The organism is Actinoplanes sp. NPDC049598, from assembly GCF_040675435.1.
In the GTDB taxonomy this organism is placed as follows: Bacteria; Actinomycetota; Actinomycetes; order Mycobacteriales; family Micromonosporaceae; genus Actinoplanes.
Map to the genome: position 1 here is coordinate 226,618 of NZ_JBFAOX010000011.1, position 21,051 is coordinate 247,668.

Genomic DNA, 21,051 nt, shown 5'->3' on the forward strand with positions numbered 1-21,051 from the left:
AAACCTCCGTGGTCTCAGGCGGCCTGGCGGACCATCTCGACGAAGTACCGGTGAACGCGGAGGTCGCCGGTGAGCTCCGGGTGGAAAGCCGTGGCGAGCAGGTTGCCCTGCCGAACGGCGACAATCCTACCGGCGGCGGGTCCGTCGCTGACGCGGCCCAACACCCGTACGTCGTCGCCGACCTCCTCGACCCATGGCGCGCGGATGAAAACGGCGTGAAAATCGCCGCCGGCGATGTCGTCGATGCTCACCTCGGCCTCGAACGAGTCGACCTGCCGGCCGAACGCGTTGCGCCGCACGGTCATCTCGATGCCCTGGAAGGACTCCTGGTCGGGCCGCCCGTCGAGCACCGTCGCGGCCAGCATGATCATGCCGGCGCAGGAGCCGTAGACCGGCATGCCGTCGGCGATCCGCTTGCGGATGGGGTCGAGCAGCCCGAACGACACGGCCAGGTTGCTGATCGCGGTCGACTCCCCGCCGGGGATCACCAGAGCTTCGACGTCGGCGAGCTCCTCGGGCCGCCGCACGGGCCGGGCCAGCACGTCGCTCTCGGCCAGCGCGGCCAGGTGTTCCCGCACGTCGCCCTGCAGGGCGAGCACTCCGATGTTCACCCGGCCAGCTTAGGCTCGCGGCGTGTTCGCCTTACGCCGGGTGCGTGACCACATCGACCGGCATTCCGCCGGCCCCATCACCCTGAGTGATTTGTCGCGCTTGGCGGGCATGTCGCGCTTTCAGGTGGTACGCGCGTTCAGCGCGGCCTACGGCGACACGCCCATCCGCTACCTCTCCCGGCGCCGGATCGCGCACGCCCAGGACCTCCTGCGGTACGCCAACCTGACCGTCACCGAAGTCTGCATGGCCGTCGGCTTCTCCTCGCCCGGCTCGTTCTCGTCCCGCTTCACCGAGCTGGTCGGCGAGAGCCCGGCTGCCTACCAGCGCCGCTGGGCCGGCGCGAACCCGCACATCCCGGGCTGCTATCTCTTCATGCGCGGCGTCATACCGCAATCGGGGAGAAGCGCGCCCACCCCGCGCGGGCCTAGCGTCGAGCCATGATTCTGAACATCTCGCTGACCACGGTCTACTGCCTCGACCAGGACGCCACCCGCGACTTCTACGTCGAGCACCTCGGCTTCGAGCCGCGCGTCGACACCCGGCTGGGCGAGTACCGCTGGGTGACGATCGTGCACCCCAGCCAGCCCGAGCTCGAGGTCACCCTCATGGTGCCCGGCCCGCCGCTGTCGCCCGAGGCGGCCGCCTTCGTGCGCGGCCAGCTCGAGTCGGGCCAGATGGGTGGGCTCGGCCTGCGGGTGGACGACTGCCAGAAGACGTACGCCTCCCTCAGCGCCGCAGGCGTGGTCTTCCTGCAGGAGCCCGCCGAGCGCCCCTACGGCGTCGAGGCCGTCATGCGCGACAACACCGGCAACTGGCTGGTGCTGGTCGAGCCCCGGACCTGAGGGTTATAACCGTTTCGCAACCGTCTCGCGCTCATCGCGCACCCGAGATGCCCGAACAGCAGGGTATGACCGATCAAATGATCGTGGAGCTGGGGCTGCAGGCGATGACGATCGCGGCCAAGATGTGCGCGCCGACGCTGCTCACCGCGCTCGCCGTCGGCTTCGCCATCTCGCTGTTCCAGTCGGTGACGCAGATCCAGGAGGCCACGCTCTCCTTCGTGCCGAAGGCGGGCGCGGTCGGGGCCGCCCTGCTGTTCTCGGGCAACTGGATGCTCCACGAGATGATCACCTATACCGATCAGCTCTTCGCCCGGATCCCGCAACTGCTGGCGTAGCAGGCCACTTGGGGGTCGATTGGCCATCGGCCCGGCCTGTGCGCGCGCCTACGCTTTTGCGCACCGACAGCCCTGCGTGAGGAGCCGATTTCCGATGTCCGACAACAAGCCAGCCCTCGGGACCGCACGGGTCAAGCGCGGCATGGCGGAGATGCTCAAGGGCGGCGTCATCATGGACGTCGTCACCCCGGAGCAGGCGAAGATCGCCGAGGACGCCGGCGCGGTCGCGGTGATGGCCCTCGAGCGGGTCCCGGCCGACATCCGGGCCCAGGGTGGCGTCTCCCGCATGTCCGACCCCGACATGGTCGACGGCATCATCAACGCGGTCTCCATCCCGGTGATGGCCAAGGCCCGCATCGGCCACTTCGTCGAGGCGCAGATCCTGCAGTCGCTCGGCGTCGACTACATCGACGAGTCGGAGGTGCTGACCCCGGCCGACTACGCCAACCACATCGACAAGTGGAGTTTCACGGCCCCGTTCGTCTGCGGCGCCACCAACCTCGGCGAGGCCCTGCGCCGCATCACCGAGGGCGCCGCCATGATCCGTTCGAAGGGTGAAGCCGGCACGGGCGACGTCTCCAACGCCACCACCCACATGCGCAAGATCCGCCAGGAGATCCGCCGCCTGCAGACCCTCCCCGAGGACGAGCTCTACGTCGCCGCGAAGGAGCTGCAGGCCCCGTACGAGCTGGTCAAGGAGGTGGCCGAGCTGGGCCAGCTCCCCGTCGTGCTGTTCACCGCGGGCGGCATCGCCACGCCCGCCGACGCCGCCATGATGATGCAGCTGGGCGCCGAGGGCGTCTTCGTCGGCTCGGGCATCTTCAAGTCGGGCAACCCGGCCCAGCGCGCCGCCGCCATCGTCAAGGCCACCACCTTCCACGACGACCCGGACGTGCTGGCCAAGGTCTCCCGTGGTCTCGGCGAAGCCATGGTCGGCATCAACGTCGACGACGTGCCGGTCGCGCACCGCCTGGCCGAGCGCGGCTGGTAAGGGCAGTCGATCAGGCCCCGGCGCATGTGCCGGGGCCGCGGTCACACCGCTTCGAGCGGCACCGCGGGCGACAGCGGCACCGGCACGACCACGGCCGGCAGCGCCGGATCCTCGATGTCGAAGTACTGGGGCTGCGGGTACCGCCGGGCCATCCGCGACGCCCGGACCAGCGGCCGCCGGCGAGCCGTGAGCGCGTCGCGCACCGTGTCGGTGTGCACCTGCCGGGCCAGCACGACCCGGCGGTTCGAGGCGGTCAAGGTCCGCACCGCCGGATCGGTCTCGTCCAGAACCACCGAGTTCAGCTGCCGGGTCAGATCGTTCTCGGCCGACTCCCGGTCCCCCGGCGCCGCATCCAGCGCCAGCCGGGCCGCCGCGTACAACTCGACGTGCTCACCGTGCTCGGCCACCACAGCGGCCGCCGCCGCCCGGCGCATCAGATGGGCGTCAAGCGCCCGCTCCGCCGACTGCGCCCGCAGGTGCACCCGCTCGACCCGATGGGCGGTCCACCCCAGATACGCCGTCAGCAGCGCCACCACCGCGCCGACAGCCAGGACCCACCACATGGCGGGAATCGTAGTGCCCAGCCGCTCGCCGGGGTTAGCGCCTGTCCGCCGGGTCACACAGCCGCCCCTCAGCGGTGATCAGCTACGAAGCCCCGAGGCGGACGCGCTCAGGGGCGGGGTTCGGCCCACTCCTCGTCCATGACGCGGCCGTCGGTGGCTTCGATGGCGGTGGCGTAGACCTCGAGGACGCGCCGGGCGACGCTGGGCCAGTCGAAGGCGGCGACGGCGCTTCGGGCCGCTTCGCACAGCTCCAGGCGGCGCTTCGGGTCGTCGAGCAGGTTGTCCAGCAGGGATTCCAGGGCGGCGGCGTCGCCGGTGGGGAAGAGGGCGCCGGCGCGGCCGCCGTCGAGGACGCGGCGGAAGGCGTCCAGGTCGCTGGCCGCGATGGCCGTGCCGGCGGCCATCGCCTCGGTGAGGATCATGCCGAAGCTCTCGCCGCCGGTGTTGGGGGCCACGTAGACGTCCACGCTGCGCAACATGCGTGCTTTGTCGGCTTCCGAGACCAGCCCCAGGAACGTCACGCGCTCGTGCAGATCGGCCGGGATCTCGGCGTACAGGTCGTCGCGGTCTCCCGGGCCCGCCACCAGCAGCCGCAGGCCGGGACGGCGCCGGGCCAGCGCCACGAAGGCCGTCCGCAGCAGGTCGAAGCCCTTGCGCGGCTCCGTGAACCGGCCCAGGAACCCGAGCGTCCCGCCGTCGCCCGGCCAGCCCTCCAGCGGGAGCGCGCCGGCGAACTTGGCCACGGCCACCCCGTTGGGGATCTCCACCGCTCCCCCGCCGAGGTGCTCCACCTGGACCTTGCGGGCCAGTTCGCTGACCGCAATCCGGGCCGTGATCTTCTCGACGACCAGCTGGAGCAGGCCCTGGGCGGCCGACAGGGCGCGGGAGCGGGTCATCGCCGTGTGGAAGGTGGCGACCACCGGGCCGCGGGCCGACAGCACCGCGAGCAGGGAGAGGCTGAGCGTCATGGGCTCGTGGACGTGCAGCACGTCGAAGCGGCCACGGTTGAGCCAGCGCCGGACGCGGGCCGTGGAGACCGGGCCGAAGGCTATCCGGGCCACCGACCCGTTGTAGGGCAACGGCAGCGCCCGCCCGGCCGGGACGACGTACGGCGGGAGGTCGGAGTCCTCGTCGGCCGGGGCGAGCACCGACACCTCGTGACCGAGGCCGATCAGCGCCTCGGAGAGGTCCATGATGTGGTTCTGCACGCCGCCGGGCACGTCGAACGAGTAGGGCGAGACGATCCCGATCCGCATGGCACTCCCCCTACAGCCACAGTTTCTGCAGCATGTGCCAGTCCTGCGGGTGCTCGGCGATGCCTTCGGCGTACGCGTCGGCCAGCATCTGCGTGGTCTGCTTGACGCGTACGTCCAGGGGTCCTTCGGTCGGCGGGACCACCCGCCGCAGCACGGCGACCGTCTGGGTGTCGTTGAACGACAGGTCCACGCCGTAGAGGGGCGCCCCGGTGCGGATGGCCAGGATGGCCGGGCCGGCGGGCATCTTCGTACGGCCCCCGAAGAAGTCGACCTCGACGCCGTTGCGCGAGAGATCGCGGTCGCTGAGCAGGCAGACCGCGAAGCCCTGCTGAAGTCGTTCCGCGAGCACGTCGAGCGGCGCCCGTGTCCCGCCGGTGAGCGGGACGACCTCCATGCCGAGCTTCTCGCGGTACGCCATGAACTGCCGGTAGACGCCCTCGGGCTTGAGCCGCTCGGCCACGGTGACCATGGGCCAGCCGTTGGAGACGAGCCAGGCCGCGGCCGCGTCCCAGTTGCCGGTGTGTGGCAGCGCCAGCACGACGCCCTTGCCGTCGGCCATCGCCGTCTTGAGCCAGTCGTAGTGCTCGGGCGAGATGTGGAAGCTGTCCAGGAAGTGCTGTTTGCTCTGCGACGGCAGCCGGAAGGCCTCCATCCAGTACCGCGCGTAGGAGCGCAGCCCGTCCCGCACCAGCGTGTCCGGCATGTCGGGGACGACCTGCTGGAGGTTACGGCGCAGGCGCTGGGTGCCGGGTCCGTTCTTCTTGTACGCCCGGTCGGCCGCGGCCGTGAACAGGCGCCGCGCGACCGGCAGGGGCAGGGCGCGGACGAGCCGCCACCCGGCCACGAAGCCGAACTCGGTCAGGCGGTCCTTCACGCTGGAGGGTCCTTGGGCGGGACCGCGATCGGCGAGTCGGGCACGGTGGGCTCGGTGTGCGTGCCGGCGGGCATGTCCGACCGGCTCGCGGCGACCAGGCGCTGGACGACGGTGATCACGGAGAGGGCGGCCAGCACCCAGAGCGCGGCCGGCAGGCCCCAGTCGAGCCCGGCCCCGCCGAGCAGGCCGCCGACGCCCACGATGATCAAACGCTCGAGGCGCTCGGCGATGCCGACGTCCGCGTTCAGGCCGAGGCTCTGGGCGCGCGCCTTCACGTACGACACGACCTGGCCGGCGGCCAGGCTGATCAGGGCGGCGACCATCCCGCCGTACGGGTTGCCCTCGCCGGCCAGGTAGTAGGTGACGGCGCCGAAGACGGCGGCGTCGGCGATCCGGTCCATCGACGAGTCGAGCAGGGCGCCGAACTTGCCGCTCGAGCCGCGCATCCGGGCCATCGTGCCGTCGAGCACGTCGGTCAGGGCGCAGGCCGTCACGAACAGGGTCGCGAAGACGAGGTGACCCGTCGCGCCGAAGTAGGAGCCGATCAGCACGCCGACGGTGCCGGCGATGGTGACGGCGTTGGGCGTGACCCCGATGCGCAGCAGGAAGCGTGCGGTCGGGTTGACGCCGTAGGCGACTACGGCGCGCGCGGGAACTTGGACGATCTTTGCCATGGCCTGACCACCTTATCGGCGAGCCCCGGGTCCTGGCTCCCCGGCAAGCGGACGTAGCCGTATCGTTCCCATCCGACCGCCCCGCCCGCCGCCCTTAAAATGATCAAAAGCCTTTCTGCGCCGTTTGGTCGTCACCAAGGGTTGCCAGCCGCACACCGGCGGGTGTGGGATTTACGAACAGGCTCGTAACAGTCATGAAACAGACGGGAGCGGCCGAAATGGCGCAGAAGACCTCCTCGGAGAAGGGGCTCAACGGCGCCACGGCGCCGGTGGTGACCGAGCCCGGCAGAGTACGCAACGTGGTGCTGGTCGGACACTCCGGCTCGGGCAAGACGACCCTGGTCGAGGCCCTTCTGGCCGCCACCGGCACCATCTCACGGGCGGGATCGGTGACCGAGGGCACCACGGTGTCCGACCACGATCCGGCCGCGATCCGCCAGCAGCGCTCGGTGTCGCTGTCCTGCGCGCCGCTCGTCCACCAGGACGTGAAGATCAACCTCCTGGACACCCCGGGCTACGCCGACTTCGTCGGGGAGCTGCGCGCCGGCCTGCGGGCCGCGGACGCCGCGCTCTTCGTCGTCTCGGCCGTCGACGGCGTCGACGAGGCCACCGCCGCGCTGTGGGAGGAGTGCGCCGCGGTCGGCATGCCCCGCGCCGTCGCGATCACCCGGCTCGACCACCCGCGGGCCGACTACGAGCAGACGCTCGAGGACTGCCAGGACAAGTTCGGCGAGAACGTGATGCCGATCTACCAGCCCATGCTCGGCGACGACGGCCAGTCCGTGGTCGGCCTGATCGGGCTGATCACCCTGCGGGTGCTGGACTACTCGGCGGGCTACCCGCCGAAGGAGCTCGAGGCCGAACGCGAGCACCTCAACCCGATCGCCGACGACCGCAACTCGCTCATCGAGGGGATCATCGCCGAGAGCGAGGACGAGACCCTGATGGACCGCTACCTCGGCGGCGAGCTGATCAGCACCGCCACCCTGGTGCCGGACCTGGAGAAGGCCGTCGCCCGGGGCAACTTCTACCCGGTCATCCCGGTCTGCGCGGGCACCGGGGTCGGCCTCGACGCGCTGCTCGACGGCCTGGTCAACGGCGCGCCGTCGCCGCTGGAGCACGAGCTGCCGGTGGTCACCGGGGTGGACGGCTCGCCCCGGCCGCCCATCACCTGCGACCCCGACGGCCCGCTGGTGGCCGAGGTCGTCAAGACCACCATCGACCGGCACGTGGGCCGGGTCTCGCTGGTCCGGGTCTTCTCCGGCACGCTGCGCCCCGAGCAGGTGCTGCACGTCTCGGGGCACGGCCTGGCCGACCGCGGACACCCCGACCACGATGCGGACGAGCGGGTCGCGCACGTCTACTCACCGCTCGGCGCCCAGCTGCGCGAGGTCCCGTACGCCATCGCCGGTGACATCTGCGCGATCACCAAGTCGGGCAGCGCCGAGACCGGGGACACGCTCAGCGGCAAGGACGTGCCGCTGCTGATGGAGCCGTGGTCGATGCCGGAGCCGCTGCTGCCGATCGCCGTGGTGGCCAAGTCCCGCTCCGACGAGGACGCGCTGGCCAAGAACCTGGCCCGGCTGGTCGCGGGCGATCCGACGATGCGGCTCGAGCGCAACGCCGACACGCATCAGCTGGTGCTGTGGACGATGGGCGAGTCGCACGCCGACGTCGTGCTCGACCGGCTGCGCTCGGGCGGTGTCGACCTCGACACCGAGCCGGTGAAGGTGCCGCTGCGGGAGACGTTCGGCTGCCCGGCCAAGGGCCACGGCCGGCACGTCAAGCAGTCCGGCGGCCACGGCCAGTACGCGGTCTGCGACATCACCGTCGAGCCGCTGCCCCGCGGCTCCGGCTTCGAGTTCGTGGACAAGGTGGTCGGCGGGGCCGTCCCGCACAACTACATCCCCTCGGTCGAGAAGGGCGTCCGGGCCCAGCTCGAACGCGGTCTGGCCGCCGGCTACCCGGTGGTCGACCTGCGGGTCACGCTGCACGACGGCAAGGCGCACAGCGTCGACTCGTCGGACGCGGCCTTCCAGACCGCCGGCGCGCTGGCCCTGCGCGAGGCGGCCGCGGCGGGCCAGCTCACCCTGCTCGAGCCGATCGACGAGATCGTGGTGCGGGTGCCCGAGGCCTACGTGGGCCCGGTGATGAGCGACCTGTCCGGCCGCCGCGGCCGCCCGCTGGGCACGGACAACGACGGCGACCACAGCCTCGTCCGGGCCGAGGTCCCGGCGACCGAGCTGGTGCGGTACGCGGTGGAGCTGCGGGCCCTGTCCTCCGGCTCGGGCACCTTCACCCGCACGTATATCCGTCACGAGCCCATGCCCACCCACCTGGCCGACGGCGTACGGAAGGACCACAGCTCTAAATAGCGATGGCCTCCGCCGCCTCCCGCAGGGGCGCCAGCACCCTCTCGATCACCTGCTCCTTGCGCGGGTGGTACTTGAGCGTGCGCATGCCGTAGTTGCGGAAGGCGATGGTCAACCGGCCGCCGGGCACCATGTCCTTGATCATCCGGCGGCCGAACGCCATGTTCTTGGCGACGTACGGGCGCATCCGGGTCTCGTACGCGTCGAAGGCCGCCGTGTGATCACCGGTGCCGGCCAGCGCGTCCGCCAGCACGTACGCGCCGACCAGGGCGAGGCTCGTCCCCTGCCCCGAGGAGGGCGCCGGGCAGTGCGCGGCGTCGCCCAGCAGCACGACCCGCCCGGCGGACCAGCGCGGCGCCTCGACCTGGCTGAGCGAGTCGAAGTAGAAGTCGTCCGCCCTGTCCATCGCGGCCAGGAACTCCCCCGTCCGCCAGCCGCCACCGGCGAACGCCTCGGCGACCGTGCGCCTCCCGTCGCCCTTCTCCGCCTGCGGCGAGGCGAAGACCATGCCCACTCGGGCCGGTCCGTCCGGGTCCATGGCGTACGCGAAGACGAGCCGCCCGGGCTCGGAATACATCAGCTCCTCGCGGTCGATGCCCAGCGTGTTGGCCGTGGTGAAGATCGCGATGTGGCCGCCGAGGTGGGTCAGCGGCACATCACCCAGCACCTGCCGCCGGGTCGCCGAGTGCAGCCCGTCGGCCCCGACGACCAGCTCGTAACGCCCGGTGCGGCCGCTGGCGAAGGTGACGTCGACCCCGTCCGGCCCGTCGGCGAGGGAGGCGATCGAGTCGCCGAACCGGAAGTCGGCCCCGGCCGCGTCGTGCAGGATCCGGCCCAGGTCGCCCCGCATGATCTCCACATCGTCCCCGCGCCGCCCCATGATCAGATCGGCCGGCAGGGCCGCGATGGTGCCGCCCCTCCGGTTGACGTACGTGATCTGCCGCATCCCGGTGTCGGCCGCCCGGGCCGCCTCGAGCAGGCCCATCCGCCCGAGCACGGTGCTCGCCGCCCCGCGGACGTCGACCTTGTAGCCGCCCGCGCGCGGCGCCGGCGCTTTCTCCACGATCTCGACCCGCCGCCCGTGCCGGGTCAACCAGTACGCCAGGGCCGGACCGGCGATGCCGGCGCCCGAGATGAGGACTGTCATGCGTCGTACTATACAAACGTATTATACGTTTGTATATAAGTTAGGATCCCGCTCATGGGGCATCGGGAAGACCTCCTGGCCGGGGCCAAGCGGGCGCTCTACGAGAAGGGCTACGCGCGCACCACGGCCCGCGACATCGTGGCGCTGTCCGGCACCAACCTGGGCTCGATCGGCTACCACTACGGCTCGACCGAGGCGCTGATGACGGCGGCCATGCTCGCCGCCATGCAGGAGTGGGGCGAAGCCCTGGGCCGAGCTCTGTCCTCCGGCGACGGCACCCCGGCCGGCTTCTGGCGGCGGATCATCGAGTCGATCACCGCCGACCGGCCGCTGTGGCTGGCCAGCGTCGAAGTGATGATCCAGGCCGAGCACAACCCGTCCCTGCGCGAACAACTCGCGGCCGGGCTCGACGCCGGCCGCCGGGGCATGGCCGCCATCGCCACCGGCCTCCCGGAGGACCAGATCGACGACGCGACAGCCCGCAGCGTCGGCTCGGTACAGATGGCCCTGCTCTCCGGCATCGTCACCCAGTGGCTCACCGACCCGGCGAGCGCCCCCAACGCCGAGCAGATCGTCGAGGGCCTCGGCCGCCTGACCTGACCGCGGTGCCTTTCCCCGCGTGGCGGGCGGGTGGCGGTTGGCGGGTTGGACTTACTTGCGCAGGACGGCCGGGGGGGCAGGGAGCAACCACTACCCGCTGAACTGGGGAGCGTTAGGCCGGCAGTGGTTGCTCCCTGCCTCCGGCCTTGCCGGGGTGCTCGGTGACCGCCAGGCGGTTGGTCGCCGGGCGCATTCGCGCGTGGTTCGGGTGGTGATCCCCCGTCGCGGCGGGTGGTGGGGTGCTGTTCGCTGCCGCGCTAGGGTGAAGCTGGGGAATCGGTTACCCGGGCCAAGGTGGGTGGTTGGTCCATCGGCAATTCCAGGCCGGTTGCGCGGGTTCGGTGGTCGAGCCGGCCCGGCTGGGTGATCGGACGGCTCTTTTGGGCCGGTTGCGCGGGTTCGGTGGTCGAGCCGGCCCGGCTGGGCGATCGGACGGCGCCCTTTGGGCGGTCCGGAGGTGGAAGACTCCCGGCAGGGCGTCTGGCGCGACGGAACCGGCGGATCCGGAATCGGTCGCGCCGGATCTAGCATGGTCTTCATGAGCGACGTCAACGCCGGTGAGCTACCCGGGCTGTCGTTCGCATTGCCGGGCATCCCGGCCTCGGCCGGCGCGCTGATACGTGGCCGCAAGGGGCGATTACTCATCCTGAAGCCGACGTACAAGGGCGGCTGGACGATCCCGGGTGGGGTTGTCGAGATCGGCGAGTCACCTTGGGAGGCATGCCGACGCGAAACCAGGGAGGAAAGCGGCCTCGACGTCACCACGGGGCGGCTGGCATGCGTCGACTTCCTCCGGCCCCGACTGGATCGTCCGGGTGGTATGCGCTTCCTCTTCGACTGCGGCGTCTTCGACGACGCCTTCTTGGCTACCGTGATCATCCAGCCGGTCGAGATCGCCGAAAGCCGGATCCTGCCGATCGACGAGGCGCTGCCTTTGCTCAGCGGACCCGTCCGGCGTCGAGTACGCGCCGCCTGGAAGACAAAGCGGGTCCGCTACCTGGAGGACGGCCGCCGGGTGCATGGGATCAGCCCTTAGCGGTCGCGACCCGGCGACCGAACCTCGAGAAGCCCGTACAACGCTATGCCGGCGGACTGCCGGTCACTTCCCAAGCCAGGGCGGCTCGACGCTGCACACTGACTCGCCCGCGAATCGCGGCAGATCCATACATTTTTGTGCGGCCGCGGCCATGGCGCGACAAGCCTTTTCGCGAATGACGATTCAGCGTGGCGGGAACAGCAACTCATCGAGGTTGGCATGATCCAACGCTGACTTCACCGGTTCGAGTGCGGGACAATTCTTGCATGCGAGGGCAGATGTCATTGTTCGGCCGGGCCGAGACGGCAGCGATGCGCGATCGCACCAAGGCGAAAAACTATTCTGCCGAGCGTGAGGAATTCCGGTGTGCCCAGAAAAAGCGCCGCGACTGGGGATTAGCGCAACGGTACGCCGAGAAGCAGCGCCGCATGTATGGATCCGTGGAGGCGGCCCGGGCCGAGTTCGCCCGGTGCGCTCGCGAGCGGCGCCTGCCCCCGCCTCCGGCCGGCTGGACTGTCGCCGCCGAGCCTGCCGCAGCAAAGCCCGCCACGACGCAAGCGCCTCTCACCTCAGAGCCGGGCACACCGCACACACCCATATCCCCTACGCCAGCAGCAGTCGAACCGGCGACGGCCGAGCCCGGGCCGCACCCCCCGGCGGTGATCCAACCGCCGGAGGCCGAGTTGGGACCGCACCTGCCGGCTGCGATCGAACTGGCAGAAGCCGCGCCCGGGCCGCACCTGCTGGCGGCGATCGAACCTATGCCGGCCGTAACCGCGTCGGCGTTCGGCGGGCCCGTCACGCTGGGGTCGGCCAGCGGCTGTGGCGCCGCGGTGATCGTGCCCGGCCCCGTCCAGCCGCTTGATCAAGTGGACCGGGTCTGTTCGGAGGCGCGAACCGCCGTCGCGGACGCACGTCACGCTATCGCCTATTCAGTCGAGCCGGCCCGGCTCCGACCCGCAAGTCGAAAGAGAATTGACGACAGTCGGCACATTGCAAACAGAATGCTTCGCTTCACCCGATCACACCATTGGAAGAACATCTCACCACCGAAACGTACTTCCTGTCCCGAGCCGGCCGGCACGCATCCTCGAACGGACCGGCACAAACAATTCCGCAGACAGAAACGCCAGGCACGGAGCCCGGCGTACTCGATTCGGTAGATCCGGTCGCCGGCTCTCCGCGGGGGCGGCGCGGCGCTGGCCCAGCAACAGCTTGGCGCCCGCCCCTCGGCTTGGAGGGCCGGTCGCATAATGCCTCTGCCATCTGAGAGACCAGTACGGAGCTGCTCAGGCGAGGTGGCGGGTCGGCCAGCGGGCGAGGTCGGCTTTGAGGAGGGCCGGGTCGCGGTGGGGAGGGGTCTCGCTCAGGATTTCGAGGTGGGTGATTCGTTCGATGCGGAAGCCGCGGATGGCGGCGCGGAGGCGGCACCAGCCTGTGAGCAGCCAAGCGTCGCCTGCGCGGAGCAGGCCCATCGTCTCGACGTCGCGGACTGTGCTCGTGGTCTCGCCCAAGTAGGTGAGCCGGACCACGCGCCGGGCCGCGACCACGTCGGAGAGCATTCCGAGCGGCACCACGTCGTCCGTGGCGGCGACCGCGTCGATCACCTGCATCCTCCCGAGCGTCTCCTGCACGGGCGCGCGATGTTCCTCCGCCATGACCGCGGCGATCTTGGCGTGGGCGCGGCGGGCGGCCCCCTGGTACGGCGAGGAGTCGAGGAGCGCGAGCCCGGCGAGCACCGCCAGCGACTCGGCGGCCGACAGGTTCAGCGGCGGCAGGGAGTACTCGCGGAGGATCGAGTAGCCGCCCGCCGCCCCGTGGTCCGCGTAGATGGGCACCCCGGCCTGCTGGAGCGATGCGATGTCGCGTTCGATGGTGCGCGCGGACACCTCGAACTCGGCGGCGAGCCGAGCGGCCGACCATGGCCGGCGCGCTCCGCGGAGCAGGTCGACCAGGGCGTACTGTCGCTCGGCTCGCTTCATGATCCGAGTGTTACAGAGAAGACCGCATGCTCCGTTTGCCACCGACGGACCAGACCCGGCGGACCCGGCCGTCCTCGGCGAAGTCGAACACGTCGACGCCGCCCGCGCGGTTGCCGGCCGCGTCGACGTCCCACAGCAGCCGGCCGTGATCGCCGTCGATGGCGTCGGCGATCTTCGTGAAGACGACGCCCGGGTTCTGCTCGTGCCACCAGTCGAGGTACTTCGCGAAGTCCTCGGCGGTGCGGATGTCGTCGGCGGGGGTGGAGCCGTCGGGCTCGGTCACAGCGAAGTGGATCCGGAAGTCGTCGGCGCAGATCTGCCGGGCGATGTCACCGTCGGAGTTCCACATCGTCAGCCACAGGTCGAGCGAGTGCCGGGCAGTGGAGTCGGTCGTGAGGTTCATGCCGCCACCCTCGGACGACGGCGCGACAACAGTATGTCGGTGTTCCGCGGTCAGCCGGGCCACGCCTTGATCAGGAGTTGGCGGGTCTCGGCCAGGAGCTGGGGCAGGACCTTGGTCTGGCCGATCACCGGCATGAAGTTCGCGTCCCCGCCCCAGCGCGGCACGATGTGCTGGTGCAGGTGCTCGGCGATGCCGGCGCCGGCGATGGAGCCCTGGTTCATGCCGATGTTGAAGCCGTGCGGGCTGCTCACCGAGCGCAGCACCCGCATGCCGGTGCGGGTGAAGGTGGCGAGCTCGGTGGTCTCGTCGTCGGTGAGGTCCATGTAGTCGGCCACGTGCCGGTAGGGGCAGATCATGACGTGGCCCGGGTTGTACGGGTAGAGGTTCAGGATCGCGTAGACGAGCTCACCGCGGGCCACGACCAGGCTGTCGGGCTCGGCCAGGCCGGGCGCCACGCAGAACGGGCAACCGTCGGGCCGGTCCTCACCGGTGATGTAGGCCATCCGGTGCGGCATCCAGAGCCGCTCCAGGCCGTCCGGCTCACCCACGGTTGGAGAAGTCACACCGGCAGCTTAGGCCGCCGCCGGTCGATCTTGCCCAGGGCCGGGAGCGCGACCGGCGAGGGTTCCGGCACGGCGGCGGCGCCGTGCAGCTCGTACGCTCCGCCGCCGCGCCGCTTGGCCACGTACATCGCGGTGTCGGCCATCCGGAGCAGCTCGTCCGGGTCGCTGACGTCGGCGTGCGAGAGCGCGATGCCGATGCTGGCCGGCGTGCGCAGCTGCCGATGGCCCACCGGGACGGCCTCGTCGAGCGCGGCCACGATCCGGTCGGCGACGATCATCGCGTCGCGGGCCGAGCGCAGATCCTCGGCGATCACCACGAACTCGTCGCCGCCGAGCCGGCCCACCACGTCCTCCGTACGCACGCAGCGGCGCAGCCGCTCGGCCACCGCCTTGAGCAGCTCGTCCCCCACGGCGTGCCCGTGACCGTCGTTGACCTGCTTGAAGCCGTTGAGGTCGAGCAGCAGGGCGCCGACCGGGCGGCCGCTGCGGCGGGAGCGGGCGAGCGCCACGGTGAGCCGCTCGCGCAGCAGGGCGCGGTTGGCCAGCCCGGTCAGCGGGTCGTGCAGGGCGCGCTGGGTCAGCTCGATCGTCAGGGCCACGCTGGCCAGGGCCAGCGACACCTGGGTGCGCAGCGCCTGTAGCGCCTGGAACACCTCGGCCGGCAGCTCGCCGGCCGCGCTCACACACAGCATCCCGTAGAACCGGTCGCCGTTGCGCAAGGGCAGGACGATGTACGGCCGATCGGTGGCCACCGGGATGTCGGCCACCGTGACCACCTCGCCGGACATCAGGCGCTCGAGCATCTCGGGCGGCGCCACGCTCACCGGCACCTGCTGCCCGAGGACGGCCTCGGCGCCGGCCCCGGCCGAGTCGGCGACCGTGATCGCGCCGTCGGCGATCTCGACGATCGTGGCCCGGGCCTCGGGGCAGTCCGCGAGCAGCTCGCCCGCGGCCCGCACCGCCAGCCGGTGCACCTCGGTCACCTCGGTGGCGGTGATCAGGGCGGTGCCGAGCCCGCTGAGCACGTGCTCGCGGGCGATCGCCCGGCGGGCGGCGCGCAGGCTCTCGTTGCGCTTGGACAGCAGGCGCGAGAACAGCAGCACCATCACGAGGACGGCCAGGGACTCGGCGCCCGCGCGTGAGCTGCTGGGCTCCTGCAGCCACCAAAGGCCCGCCACCGCCACGCCGGCCACGGCCACCAGGTTCTCGCTTCTGATCACGGCTCTGCAGATCGGCGGCCGCCGCGGGGGCATGAGCCGGGCTTCGGGTGTTACTCGGTGGCGGCTGCCAGCCAGCCCGGTAGCGGCTCGCGGGCGGAGAGCCAGGCCGGCGGGATGCCGTCCAGGCCGGTGTACGCGGCCACGATGCCTCCGGTGATGGCACAGGTGGTGTCCACGTCCCCGCCGGCCGCGATGCAGGCCGCGATGGCGGCCGGGTAGTCGTCGAGGAACCGGTCGGCCACCCACACGGCGAACGGCACGGTGTCGCGGGCCATCGCCCGCTGTCCGGTGCCGAGCTCGTACGCGGCCTCGCCCGGATCCGTGACACGGGTGGCGGCCGCCAGCCCGTCGCGGACGGCCCCCTCCGGGGTGTGCGCGGCGACCGCCCGCAGCAGCGCGGGCCGCTGCCCGTCGAGCCGGCCCGCCGCCGCGACGGCCGCGGCCACCGTGACCGCCACTCCCCCGGCGATGCCCTCGGCGTGGGCGTGGGTCACCTCGGCCGCCCGCGCGCCCTGGGCCGCCGCGTGGGTCAGCGAGTCGGCGTGCCAGGCGCCGAGCGGGGCGGCCCGCATGGCGGCGCCGTTGCCGGCCGAGCCCTGCCCGTCGAAGGCGGCGGCCGCGGCGATCGGCCAGGGCAGCCCCTCACGGATCTCGCGCAGCATGACCACCGCGCCCGGGCCGTAGCCCCGGTACGGGTCGAAGGTGCGCCCGAGCAGGTCGGCGAAACCGTCGCGGTCGAAGTCGCCCTCCGTGAGCACGGCGACCAGGCAGCAGGCTTCCTCGGTGTCGTCGGTCCACTCCCACGGCGCGGGCGGCAGATCGGCCAGATCGACCTTCGCGACGAAATTCTGGGCGCCCAGGGCGTCGCCCACGCTCAGACCGGCCAGGCTCTCCAGAGCGAGAGCCAGCCGCGTACCGGGAAACAAGGTGAAAGACATCGGCCCAACAGATGGTAATCGGTCACTCTCAGTCATCGAAAGGTGCCTCTGGATGACCGGTTAGGCCCTTCCGACCAACCGCAGTACCTTCTTCGCATGGCCACGGTGTTGCTCGTCGAGGACGATCACGTCGTGCGCGGCGCCATGCTCCGGTCGCTCGCCGATCGGGGCCACGCCGTGCACGCCGTCGGCACGGCGCTGGACGCGCTGCGCCGGGTCGCCGCCGAGACACCCGACCTCGTCGTGCTCGATCTCGGGCTGCCCGATCTGGACGGCTCCGACGCGCTGCGCATGCTGCGCGGCATCACGGACGTCCCGATCATCATCGCCACCGCCCGCGACGACGAGCAGACCGTCGTGCGCCTGCTGCGGGCCGGCGCCGACGACTACATGGTCAAGCCGTTCACCGGCGCCCATCTCGACGCGCGCATCGCCACCGTGCTGCGGCGCGTCGGCCGCGCGAGCCGCACGGCCCAGCCGGCCGTGCACGAGGTGGGCGAGCTGCGGGTGGACGTCGGCGAGCGCAGCGCCACCCTGGCCGACCAGGCGCTGGCGCTCACCCGCAAGGAGTTCGACCTGCTGGCGTACCTCGCCGCCCGTCCGGGCCGAGTGGTCTCACGCCGTGAGCTGTTGGAGGAGGTATGGCGACAGCCATCGGTGGGCGAGGACCAGACAATCGACGTGCACCTGTACTGGCTCCGCCGGAAACTGGGCGAGTCCGCGGCGAAACCTCGCTACCTGCGCACCGTGCGGGGGGTCGGATTCCGGTTGGTGGCGCCGGACTGAGGGCCCGGCTGGCCTACACGACCGCCGCCACGACCGCGGTCGCCGCGCTCGCCTTCCTCGTCCCGCTCGGCTGGGAGCTCCGCAACGACCACCGCGACCAGGCCATGGCCGCCGCCGAGCGGCGCAGCGCGACCGTGGCCGGCGCGATCTCGTCCGGAGCGCCCGCGAAGGGCGTCGCGGCCACCATCGCCGCCGTCGGCGGCCGGACCAAGGTCTACCCGCCCGGCTCGGCCGTGGGTGAGCCCGGCACGGCCGCGAGTGAGGACGTCCGGCGCGCCGCGAGCAGCGGGAGCACGATCGACGTCGACGTGGACGGCGGGGTGGCCCATCTGCAACCGGTGACGGTCGGCAGCCGTACGTCCGTGGTCGAGGTCTTCGTGCCCGAAGCCGAGCTGAAAGCCGGCACCGCGCAGGACTGGTGGCTGCTCCTGGGCATCGCGCTGGTGCTGGTCGTGGGCGCGGTGATCGTGGTCGACCGGCTGGCCCGGGGCGCGGTCAACTCGGCCCGCAACCTGGTGCAGGCGGCCCTGGCCGTCGGCGGCGGCGACCTCGGCGTGCGGATCACCCCGTCCGGCCCGCGCGAGCTGACCGAGGCCGGGTACGCGTTCAACCGGATGGCCGACCGGCTGGTGAGCTCGCGGACCAACGAGCGGGAGATGGTGGCCGATCTGTCGCACCGGCTACGGACCCCGCTGACCGCGCTGCGGCTGGACGCCGAGGCCCTCGACCCGGACGACACGCAGATCATCGACCTGTCGGCCGACGAGGTCGACCGCCGCCGTGGCATCCGCCGCATCCGGCAGGCCATCGTCACCCTCGAGGGCGAGGTCAACCAGCTCATCAACACCACCCGCCAGGCGGTCGCGGCCCAGGTCGCCTCGGCCCCCGAGCCCGGCGTGTGCGACGTCAGCGAGGTGGTGCGCGAGCGGATGACGTTCTGGGCCGCCCTGGCCGACGACCAGAACCGCAGGTACCGGGTGGTGGGCGCGCAGATGCGCATCCCGGTGCCGGTGGCGCGGGCGGAGCTGGCGGCGGCGCTCGATGCGATTCTGGGTAATGTGTTCCGCTACACCCCCCAGGGCACGGCGTTCGAAGTGGGCATCTCCCGGCGCGACGGCTGGGTGGCCGTACGGGTCGACGACGCCGGCCCGGGCATTGGAGATCCGGAGAAGGCGATGCAACGCGGGCAGAGCAACCAGGGTTCGACCGGTCTCGGGCTGGACATCGCCCGCCGCGCCGCGCAGGCCGCCGGTGGTTCGGTCAACCTCGACCGGGCCGCGATGGGCGGCGCGAGCGTCGTGATGCTGCTGGCCGACGCCGAGGCGACGCCCAAGCAGGTGAACCGTTTCGGCCTGGTCGGGCGTCTCGCCCGCGAGCGCGGCGGCAAGCCCGCCCGCTGAACGAGTGAAGTCGGCCTAATCGTTGCTTAGATCTGTATTAAAGGGGTTCCCTCGGCGCGGCCGGGCTGGCAACCTTCCCTCCGATCCCATCCGGCTTCCCGGCGCGCTCCGTCCCCACGAGACGAGCCGCGGAGGCCAGCGCGCGGTGCGGGGTGGCCGCCCCATCGCCACCTCCCACCGCGCACCCGCCAGGCAAGGAGCTGAGTTGTCCACCCACCGCCGGCCGGCCCCCAAGAGCCACCGTCGAGCGGCCGGCCTGCGGGGTCATCGGCTGCTGCCGGTCGCCCTCGGGCTCGCGCTGCTGGGCGTCGGCGGCGTCGTCGGCCCCAGCGTGGTGGACAACGTCGCCGGCAGCGGCCAGAACACCCACGACCTCGCGCTCACCTCCGTGCCGCAGGACGTCCCCGACCAGGGCCTGGTCTACGACGGCCTGAAACCGGCCAAGGCGGGCACCCTCTGCGCGGGCTCGTACCAGGTGGATTATCAGACCTGCACCCGCGGCCCCGACCCGGCGCCGGTCGGCCTCAAGGTGCGCCGCGACGTCAGCCCGATCACCGCGAAGGCGCCCGAGCCGGTGCAGCCCAAACGCGAGGCGGCCGCGGCCGTGCCGACCGACGCCGAGATCGCCCGCGACGAGGGCGGCAGCGCCCTGACCGCGGACGCGCCGGCGCTGATCCCCGACGCGGCCCCCGGCGACGCCGACTTCATCATCGGCGCCCACGACGTGGCGTGCGAGGGCGACGGCCGCAGCGGCAAGCGCGTGCAGGTGCTCTACCTGCACGAGTTCGGCACCCCGAGCCGGTACACGGAATTCCTGGGCTCGATCCGCACGTGGGCGGCCGGGGTCGACCAGATCTTCGACGAGAGCGCGGGCGAGACCGGTGGCTCGCGGCACGTCCGCTTCATCACCACCCCGCAGTGCCGGGTCGACGTCTCCGAGGTGCAGGTGCCCGCGGGCGGCCTGGAGTCGTTCGCCGGCAACATCGCCGCGCTGCGCACCCTCGGCTACAACCGCACCGACCGCAAATACCTGCTGTTCGCCGACGCGAACGTCTACTGCGGCATCGCCACCTACGTCGCCGACCGGCGCCCGGGCCTGAGCAACCGCAACAACGGCGGCCCCTCGTACGGCCGGGTCGACGCGGGCTGCTGGAGCTCGGCCATGGCCGCGCACGAGCTGACCCACACGCTGGGCGCGATGCAGGCCGGCTCGCCCAACGCCAGCGGCGCCGGCGGCTGCCTCGACGAGTACGACCTGCTCTGCGGGCCCGACCGTTCGGGCAAGCAGGTCCGCAACGTCTGCCCCAAGAAGCACGAGACGCGCCTCGACTGCGGGCACGACGACTACTTCAGCACCGACCCCAAGCCGGGCAGCTACCTGGCCAAGAACTGGAACGTCGCGCAGAGCGAGTTCCTGCTGCGCGGCGACGGCGGCGACGACGTCCCGGACGTGCCCGGGGCTCCCGAGCCGGCCGAGACGACCGCCCCGGCCACCAGCGCGCCCGCGACGCCGCTGTCCCCCGCGCCCAGCACCAGCCCCGCCCCCGAGACGACCGGCCGGCCCAGTACCGGCCCCGGCCCGGCCGACGGCGGCGGCGACGCCCCGCCGTCGGTCCCGGTCTCGCCCAGCGAGACCCCGGCCGCGCCGGACGACCCGGACGACCAGGAGCCCACCGACGGCCCGGGGCTGCCGGCCGAGGCGGCCGGCCCACCCGCCGCCCTGCCCGTCGCGGCGACCGTCACCCCCGCCCCGACGGCCAAGCTCCCGGCCACGGCCGCCGCGCCGGCCGCCGTGCAGGCCGTGGTCGAGGTGCGGGACGCGACCAGCGGCTCGGTCCGGCTCACCTGGAGCGCCGCCGCCGAGACGGCGACGTACCAGGTCTGGGTGGACAACCAGCCGATCGCCACCACCAAGTCGACCCGGGCCCGGCTGATCGGCCTCAGGCCCGCGGCGAAATACCAGGTGACCGTGAAGTCCGGCGCCGCCTACACGGCCCGGGCCACGGCCGAGACGGCGCCCGCGGCCCGCCCGGCCCAGAGTTCCTGGTTCACCCTCACGAACGCCCTGACCGGCGGCGCCGCCGACCTGTACGCGGCCCGCACAGCCCTGGGCACCCCGGTGACCCTCAGCGGCACCGACGACGACGCCCAGCAGCAGTGGCAGCTGGTGCCGGCGCGTGGCGGCAGCTACTCGCTGGTGTCGCGGGCGACCAGCAAGTGCGTGGGCCCGCTCGGCGGCGGCGTCGTCGCCGGGGCGCCGCTCGTGCAGGTCGACTGCGCGTCCGGGGGCGCCGAATGGACCCTGCAGGCCTCGCCGTACGGGTTCACCCTGCGCACCACGGTCGGCGACCTGGTCGCCGGCGTGGGTGAGCAGCGGTTCGGCGCGCATCGAGTGCTCGTGCTCCAGAAGGGCAACGGGCAGCGTCATCAGAGTTGGACCGCGGTACCCGACTAACG

At 71.9% G+C, this 21,051-nt stretch carries 21 protein-coding genes; 10 read left to right on the forward strand and 11 right to left on the reverse strand.

Annotation, left to right across the window (positions count from 1 at the left end):
• Positions 1–14: 14 nt before the first annotated feature.
• Positions 15–611 (reverse strand): pyridoxal 5'-phosphate synthase glutaminase subunit PdxT, encoded by a 597-nt coding sequence (pdxT, locus tag AB0J66_RS25630; protein ID WP_364665269.1) that lies wholly within the window; start codon positions 609–611, stop codon positions 15–17.
• A 22-nt stretch (positions 612–633) separates the two neighbouring features.
• On the opposite strand from pdxT, the gene AB0J66_RS25635 reads away from it, so the two are divergent.
• The 4 genes from AB0J66_RS25635 to pdxS all read left to right on the forward strand — a co-directional run bounded on the left by AB0J66_RS25635 (position 634) and on the right by pdxS (position 2,780).
• Positions 634–1,053, forward strand: a complete 420-nt coding sequence (locus AB0J66_RS25635) for an AraC family transcriptional regulator (RefSeq protein ID WP_364665272.1) — start codon at positions 634–636, stop codon at positions 1,051–1,053.
• Positions 1,050–1,454 carry a VOC family protein gene (locus AB0J66_RS25640; RefSeq protein WP_364665274.1) on the forward strand — a complete coding sequence of 135 codons (405 nt, stop codon included), beginning with the start codon at positions 1,050–1,052 and terminating at the stop codon, positions 1,452–1,454. The genes AB0J66_RS25635 and AB0J66_RS25640 overlap by 4 nt, the downstream gene beginning before the upstream one ends.
• A gap of 65 nt (positions 1,455–1,519) precedes the next feature.
• The gene (gene fliQ / locus AB0J66_RS25645) at positions 1,520–1,789 is read left to right on the forward strand and encodes a flagellar biosynthesis protein FliQ (protein ID WP_364665277.1); all 270 of its coding nucleotides are present in this window, start codon (positions 1,520–1,522) and stop codon (positions 1,787–1,789) included.
• Between the two features lie 94 nt (positions 1,790–1,883).
• Complete coding sequence (gene pdxS, locus AB0J66_RS25650) at positions 1,884–2,780, forward strand: pyridoxal 5'-phosphate synthase lyase subunit PdxS (RefSeq protein ID WP_364665280.1); 897 nt, start codon at positions 1,884–1,886, stop codon at positions 2,778–2,780.
• 41 nt (positions 2,781–2,821) lie between these two features.
• Here pdxS and AB0J66_RS25655 read toward each other — a convergent pair whose 3' ends face one another.
• The 4 genes from AB0J66_RS25655 to pgsA form a co-directional block, all read right to left on the reverse strand.
• Positions 2,822–3,352 (reverse strand): hypothetical protein, encoded by a 531-nt coding sequence (locus tag AB0J66_RS25655; RefSeq protein ID WP_364665598.1) that lies wholly within the window; start codon positions 3,350–3,352, stop codon positions 2,822–2,824.
• Positions 3,353–3,450: 98 nt separating this feature from the next.
• Positions 3,451–4,599: a glycosyltransferase family 4 protein gene (locus AB0J66_RS25660; RefSeq protein ID WP_364665282.1), complete on the reverse strand. Its 1,149-nt coding sequence runs from the start codon at positions 4,597–4,599 to the stop codon at positions 3,451–3,453.
• A gap of 10 nt (positions 4,600–4,609) precedes the next feature.
• Positions 4,610–5,473, reverse strand: a complete 864-nt coding sequence (locus AB0J66_RS25665) for a phosphatidylinositol mannoside acyltransferase (protein WP_364665285.1) — start codon at positions 5,471–5,473, stop codon at positions 4,610–4,612.
• Positions 5,470–6,147, reverse strand: a complete 678-nt coding sequence (gene pgsA, locus AB0J66_RS25670; protein ID WP_364665288.1) for a phosphatidylinositol phosphate synthase — start codon at positions 6,145–6,147, stop codon at positions 5,470–5,472. Before pgsA ends, AB0J66_RS25665 begins: the two co-directional genes overlap by 4 nt.
• A gap of 218 nt (positions 6,148–6,365) precedes the next feature.
• Here pgsA and AB0J66_RS25675 point away from each other — a divergent pair, with 218 nt between their 5' ends.
• The gene (locus AB0J66_RS25675; protein ID WP_364665600.1) at positions 6,366–8,522 is read left to right on the forward strand and encodes an elongation factor G-like protein EF-G2; all 2,157 of its coding nucleotides are present in this window, start codon (positions 6,366–6,368) and stop codon (positions 8,520–8,522) included.
• Here the strand turns inward: AB0J66_RS25675 and AB0J66_RS25680 are convergent.
• Positions 8,515–9,666, reverse strand: a complete 1,152-nt coding sequence (locus AB0J66_RS25680) for an FAD-dependent monooxygenase (protein WP_364665291.1) — start codon at positions 9,664–9,666, stop codon at positions 8,515–8,517. The genes AB0J66_RS25675 and AB0J66_RS25680 overlap by 8 nt on opposite strands.
• A 54-nt stretch (positions 9,667–9,720) precedes the next feature.
• Between AB0J66_RS25680 and AB0J66_RS25685 the strand changes: the two genes are divergently transcribed.
• Together AB0J66_RS25685 and AB0J66_RS25690 are read left to right on the forward strand one after the other, a co-directional pair.
• A complete protein-coding gene (locus AB0J66_RS25685; protein ID WP_364665294.1) occupies positions 9,721–10,266 on the forward strand; it encodes a TetR/AcrR family transcriptional regulator in 546 nt (181 codons plus the stop codon).
• A gap of 538 nt (positions 10,267–10,804) precedes the next feature.
• Entirely contained in the window at positions 10,805–11,302 is a 498-nt protein-coding gene (locus tag AB0J66_RS25690) for an NUDIX hydrolase (RefSeq protein ID WP_364665296.1), read from the forward strand.
• Positions 11,303–12,591: 1,289 nt separating this feature from the next.
• Here AB0J66_RS25690 and AB0J66_RS25695 read toward each other — a convergent pair.
• The 5 genes from AB0J66_RS25695 to AB0J66_RS25715 are packed head-to-tail and all read right to left on the reverse strand — an operon-like array spanning position 12,592 to position 16,408.
• Entirely contained in the window at positions 12,592–13,284 is a 693-nt protein-coding gene (locus AB0J66_RS25695; protein WP_364665299.1) for a WYL domain-containing protein, read from the reverse strand.
• Between the two features lie 10 nt (positions 13,285–13,294).
• The gene (locus AB0J66_RS25700) at positions 13,295–13,687 is read right to left on the reverse strand and encodes a nuclear transport factor 2 family protein (RefSeq protein WP_364665302.1); all 393 of its coding nucleotides are present in this window, start codon (positions 13,685–13,687) and stop codon (positions 13,295–13,297) included.
• A gap of 50 nt (positions 13,688–13,737) precedes the next feature.
• Positions 13,738–14,202, reverse strand: coding sequence for an HIT domain-containing protein (locus AB0J66_RS25705; RefSeq protein WP_364665603.1), 465 nt, complete (start codon positions 14,200–14,202; stop codon positions 13,738–13,740).
• A 44-nt stretch (positions 14,203–14,246) separates the two neighbouring features.
• Positions 14,247–15,470: a GGDEF domain-containing protein gene (locus tag AB0J66_RS25710; protein WP_364665305.1), complete on the reverse strand. Its 1,224-nt coding sequence runs from the start codon at positions 15,468–15,470 to the stop codon at positions 14,247–14,249.
• Between the two features lie 50 nt (positions 15,471–15,520).
• A complete protein-coding gene (locus tag AB0J66_RS25715; RefSeq protein ID WP_364665307.1) occupies positions 15,521–16,408 on the reverse strand; it encodes an ADP-ribosylglycohydrolase family protein in 888 nt (295 codons plus the stop codon).
• A 96-nt stretch (positions 16,409–16,504) separates the two neighbouring features.
• Here AB0J66_RS25715 and AB0J66_RS25720 point away from each other — a divergent pair, with 96 nt between their 5' ends.
• The 3 genes from AB0J66_RS25720 (at position 16,505) to AB0J66_RS25730 (ending at position 21,049) form a co-directional block, all read left to right on the forward strand.
• Positions 16,505–17,194 carry a response regulator transcription factor gene (locus tag AB0J66_RS25720; protein WP_203382696.1) on the forward strand — a complete coding sequence of 230 codons (690 nt, stop codon included), beginning with the start codon at positions 16,505–16,507 and terminating at the stop codon, positions 17,192–17,194.
• A gap of 104 nt (positions 17,195–17,298) precedes the next feature.
• Positions 17,299–18,594: a HAMP domain-containing sensor histidine kinase gene (locus tag AB0J66_RS25725; RefSeq protein ID WP_364665311.1), complete on the forward strand. Its 1,296-nt coding sequence runs from the start codon at positions 17,299–17,301 to the stop codon at positions 18,592–18,594.
• A 205-nt stretch (positions 18,595–18,799) separates the two neighbouring features.
• Positions 18,800–21,049 (forward strand): RICIN domain-containing protein, encoded by a 2,250-nt coding sequence (locus AB0J66_RS25730; RefSeq protein ID WP_364665313.1) that lies wholly within the window; start codon positions 18,800–18,802, stop codon positions 21,047–21,049.
• The last annotated feature ends 2 nt before the right edge of the window (positions 21,050–21,051 follow it).

Bases quoted from the DNA above. Each gene is read 5' to 3' on its own strand.
- AB0J66_RS25725 (WP_364665311.1), top strand. From the start codon at position 17,299: ATGGCCGCCGCCGAGCGGCGCAGCGCGACCGTGGCCGGCGCGATCTCG.
- AB0J66_RS25705 (WP_364665603.1), bottom strand. From the start codon at position 14,202: ATGCCGCACCGGATGGCCTACATCACCGGTGAGGACCGGCCCGACGGT.
- AB0J66_RS25715 (WP_364665307.1), bottom strand. From the start codon at position 16,408: ATGTCTTTCACCTTGTTTCCCGGTACGCGGCTGGCTCTCGCTCTGGAG.
- AB0J66_RS25675 (WP_364665600.1), top strand. From the start codon at position 6,366: ATGGCGCAGAAGACCTCCTCGGAGAAGGGGCTCAACGGCGCCACGGCG.
- AB0J66_RS25720 (WP_203382696.1), top strand. From the start codon at position 16,505: ATGGCCACGGTGTTGCTCGTCGAGGACGATCACGTCGTGCGCGGCGCC.
- AB0J66_RS25695 (WP_364665299.1), bottom strand. From the start codon at position 13,284: ATGAAGCGAGCCGAGCGACAGTACGCCCTGGTCGACCTGCTCCGCGGA.
- AB0J66_RS25685 (WP_364665294.1), top strand. From the start codon at position 9,721: ATGGGGCATCGGGAAGACCTCCTGGCCGGGGCCAAGCGGGCGCTCTAC.
- AB0J66_RS25690 (WP_364665296.1), top strand. From the start codon at position 10,805: ATGAGCGACGTCAACGCCGGTGAGCTACCCGGGCTGTCGTTCGCATTG.
- pdxS (WP_364665280.1), top strand. From the start codon at position 1,884: ATGTCCGACAACAAGCCAGCCCTCGGGACCGCACGGGTCAAGCGCGGC.
- AB0J66_RS25680 (WP_364665291.1), bottom strand. From the start codon at position 9,666: ATGACAGTCCTCATCTCGGGCGCCGGCATCGCCGGTCCGGCCCTGGCG.
- AB0J66_RS25660 (WP_364665282.1), bottom strand. From the start codon at position 4,599: ATGCGGATCGGGATCGTCTCGCCCTACTCGTTCGACGTGCCCGGCGGC.
- fliQ (WP_364665277.1), top strand. From the start codon at position 1,520: ATGACCGATCAAATGATCGTGGAGCTGGGGCTGCAGGCGATGACGATC.
- AB0J66_RS25700 (WP_364665302.1), bottom strand. From the start codon at position 13,687: ATGAACCTCACGACCGACTCCACTGCCCGGCACTCGCTCGACCTGTGG.
- pgsA (WP_364665288.1), bottom strand. From the start codon at position 6,147: ATGGCAAAGATCGTCCAAGTTCCCGCGCGCGCCGTAGTCGCCTACGGC.
- AB0J66_RS25640 (WP_364665274.1), top strand. From the start codon at position 1,050: ATGATTCTGAACATCTCGCTGACCACGGTCTACTGCCTCGACCAGGAC.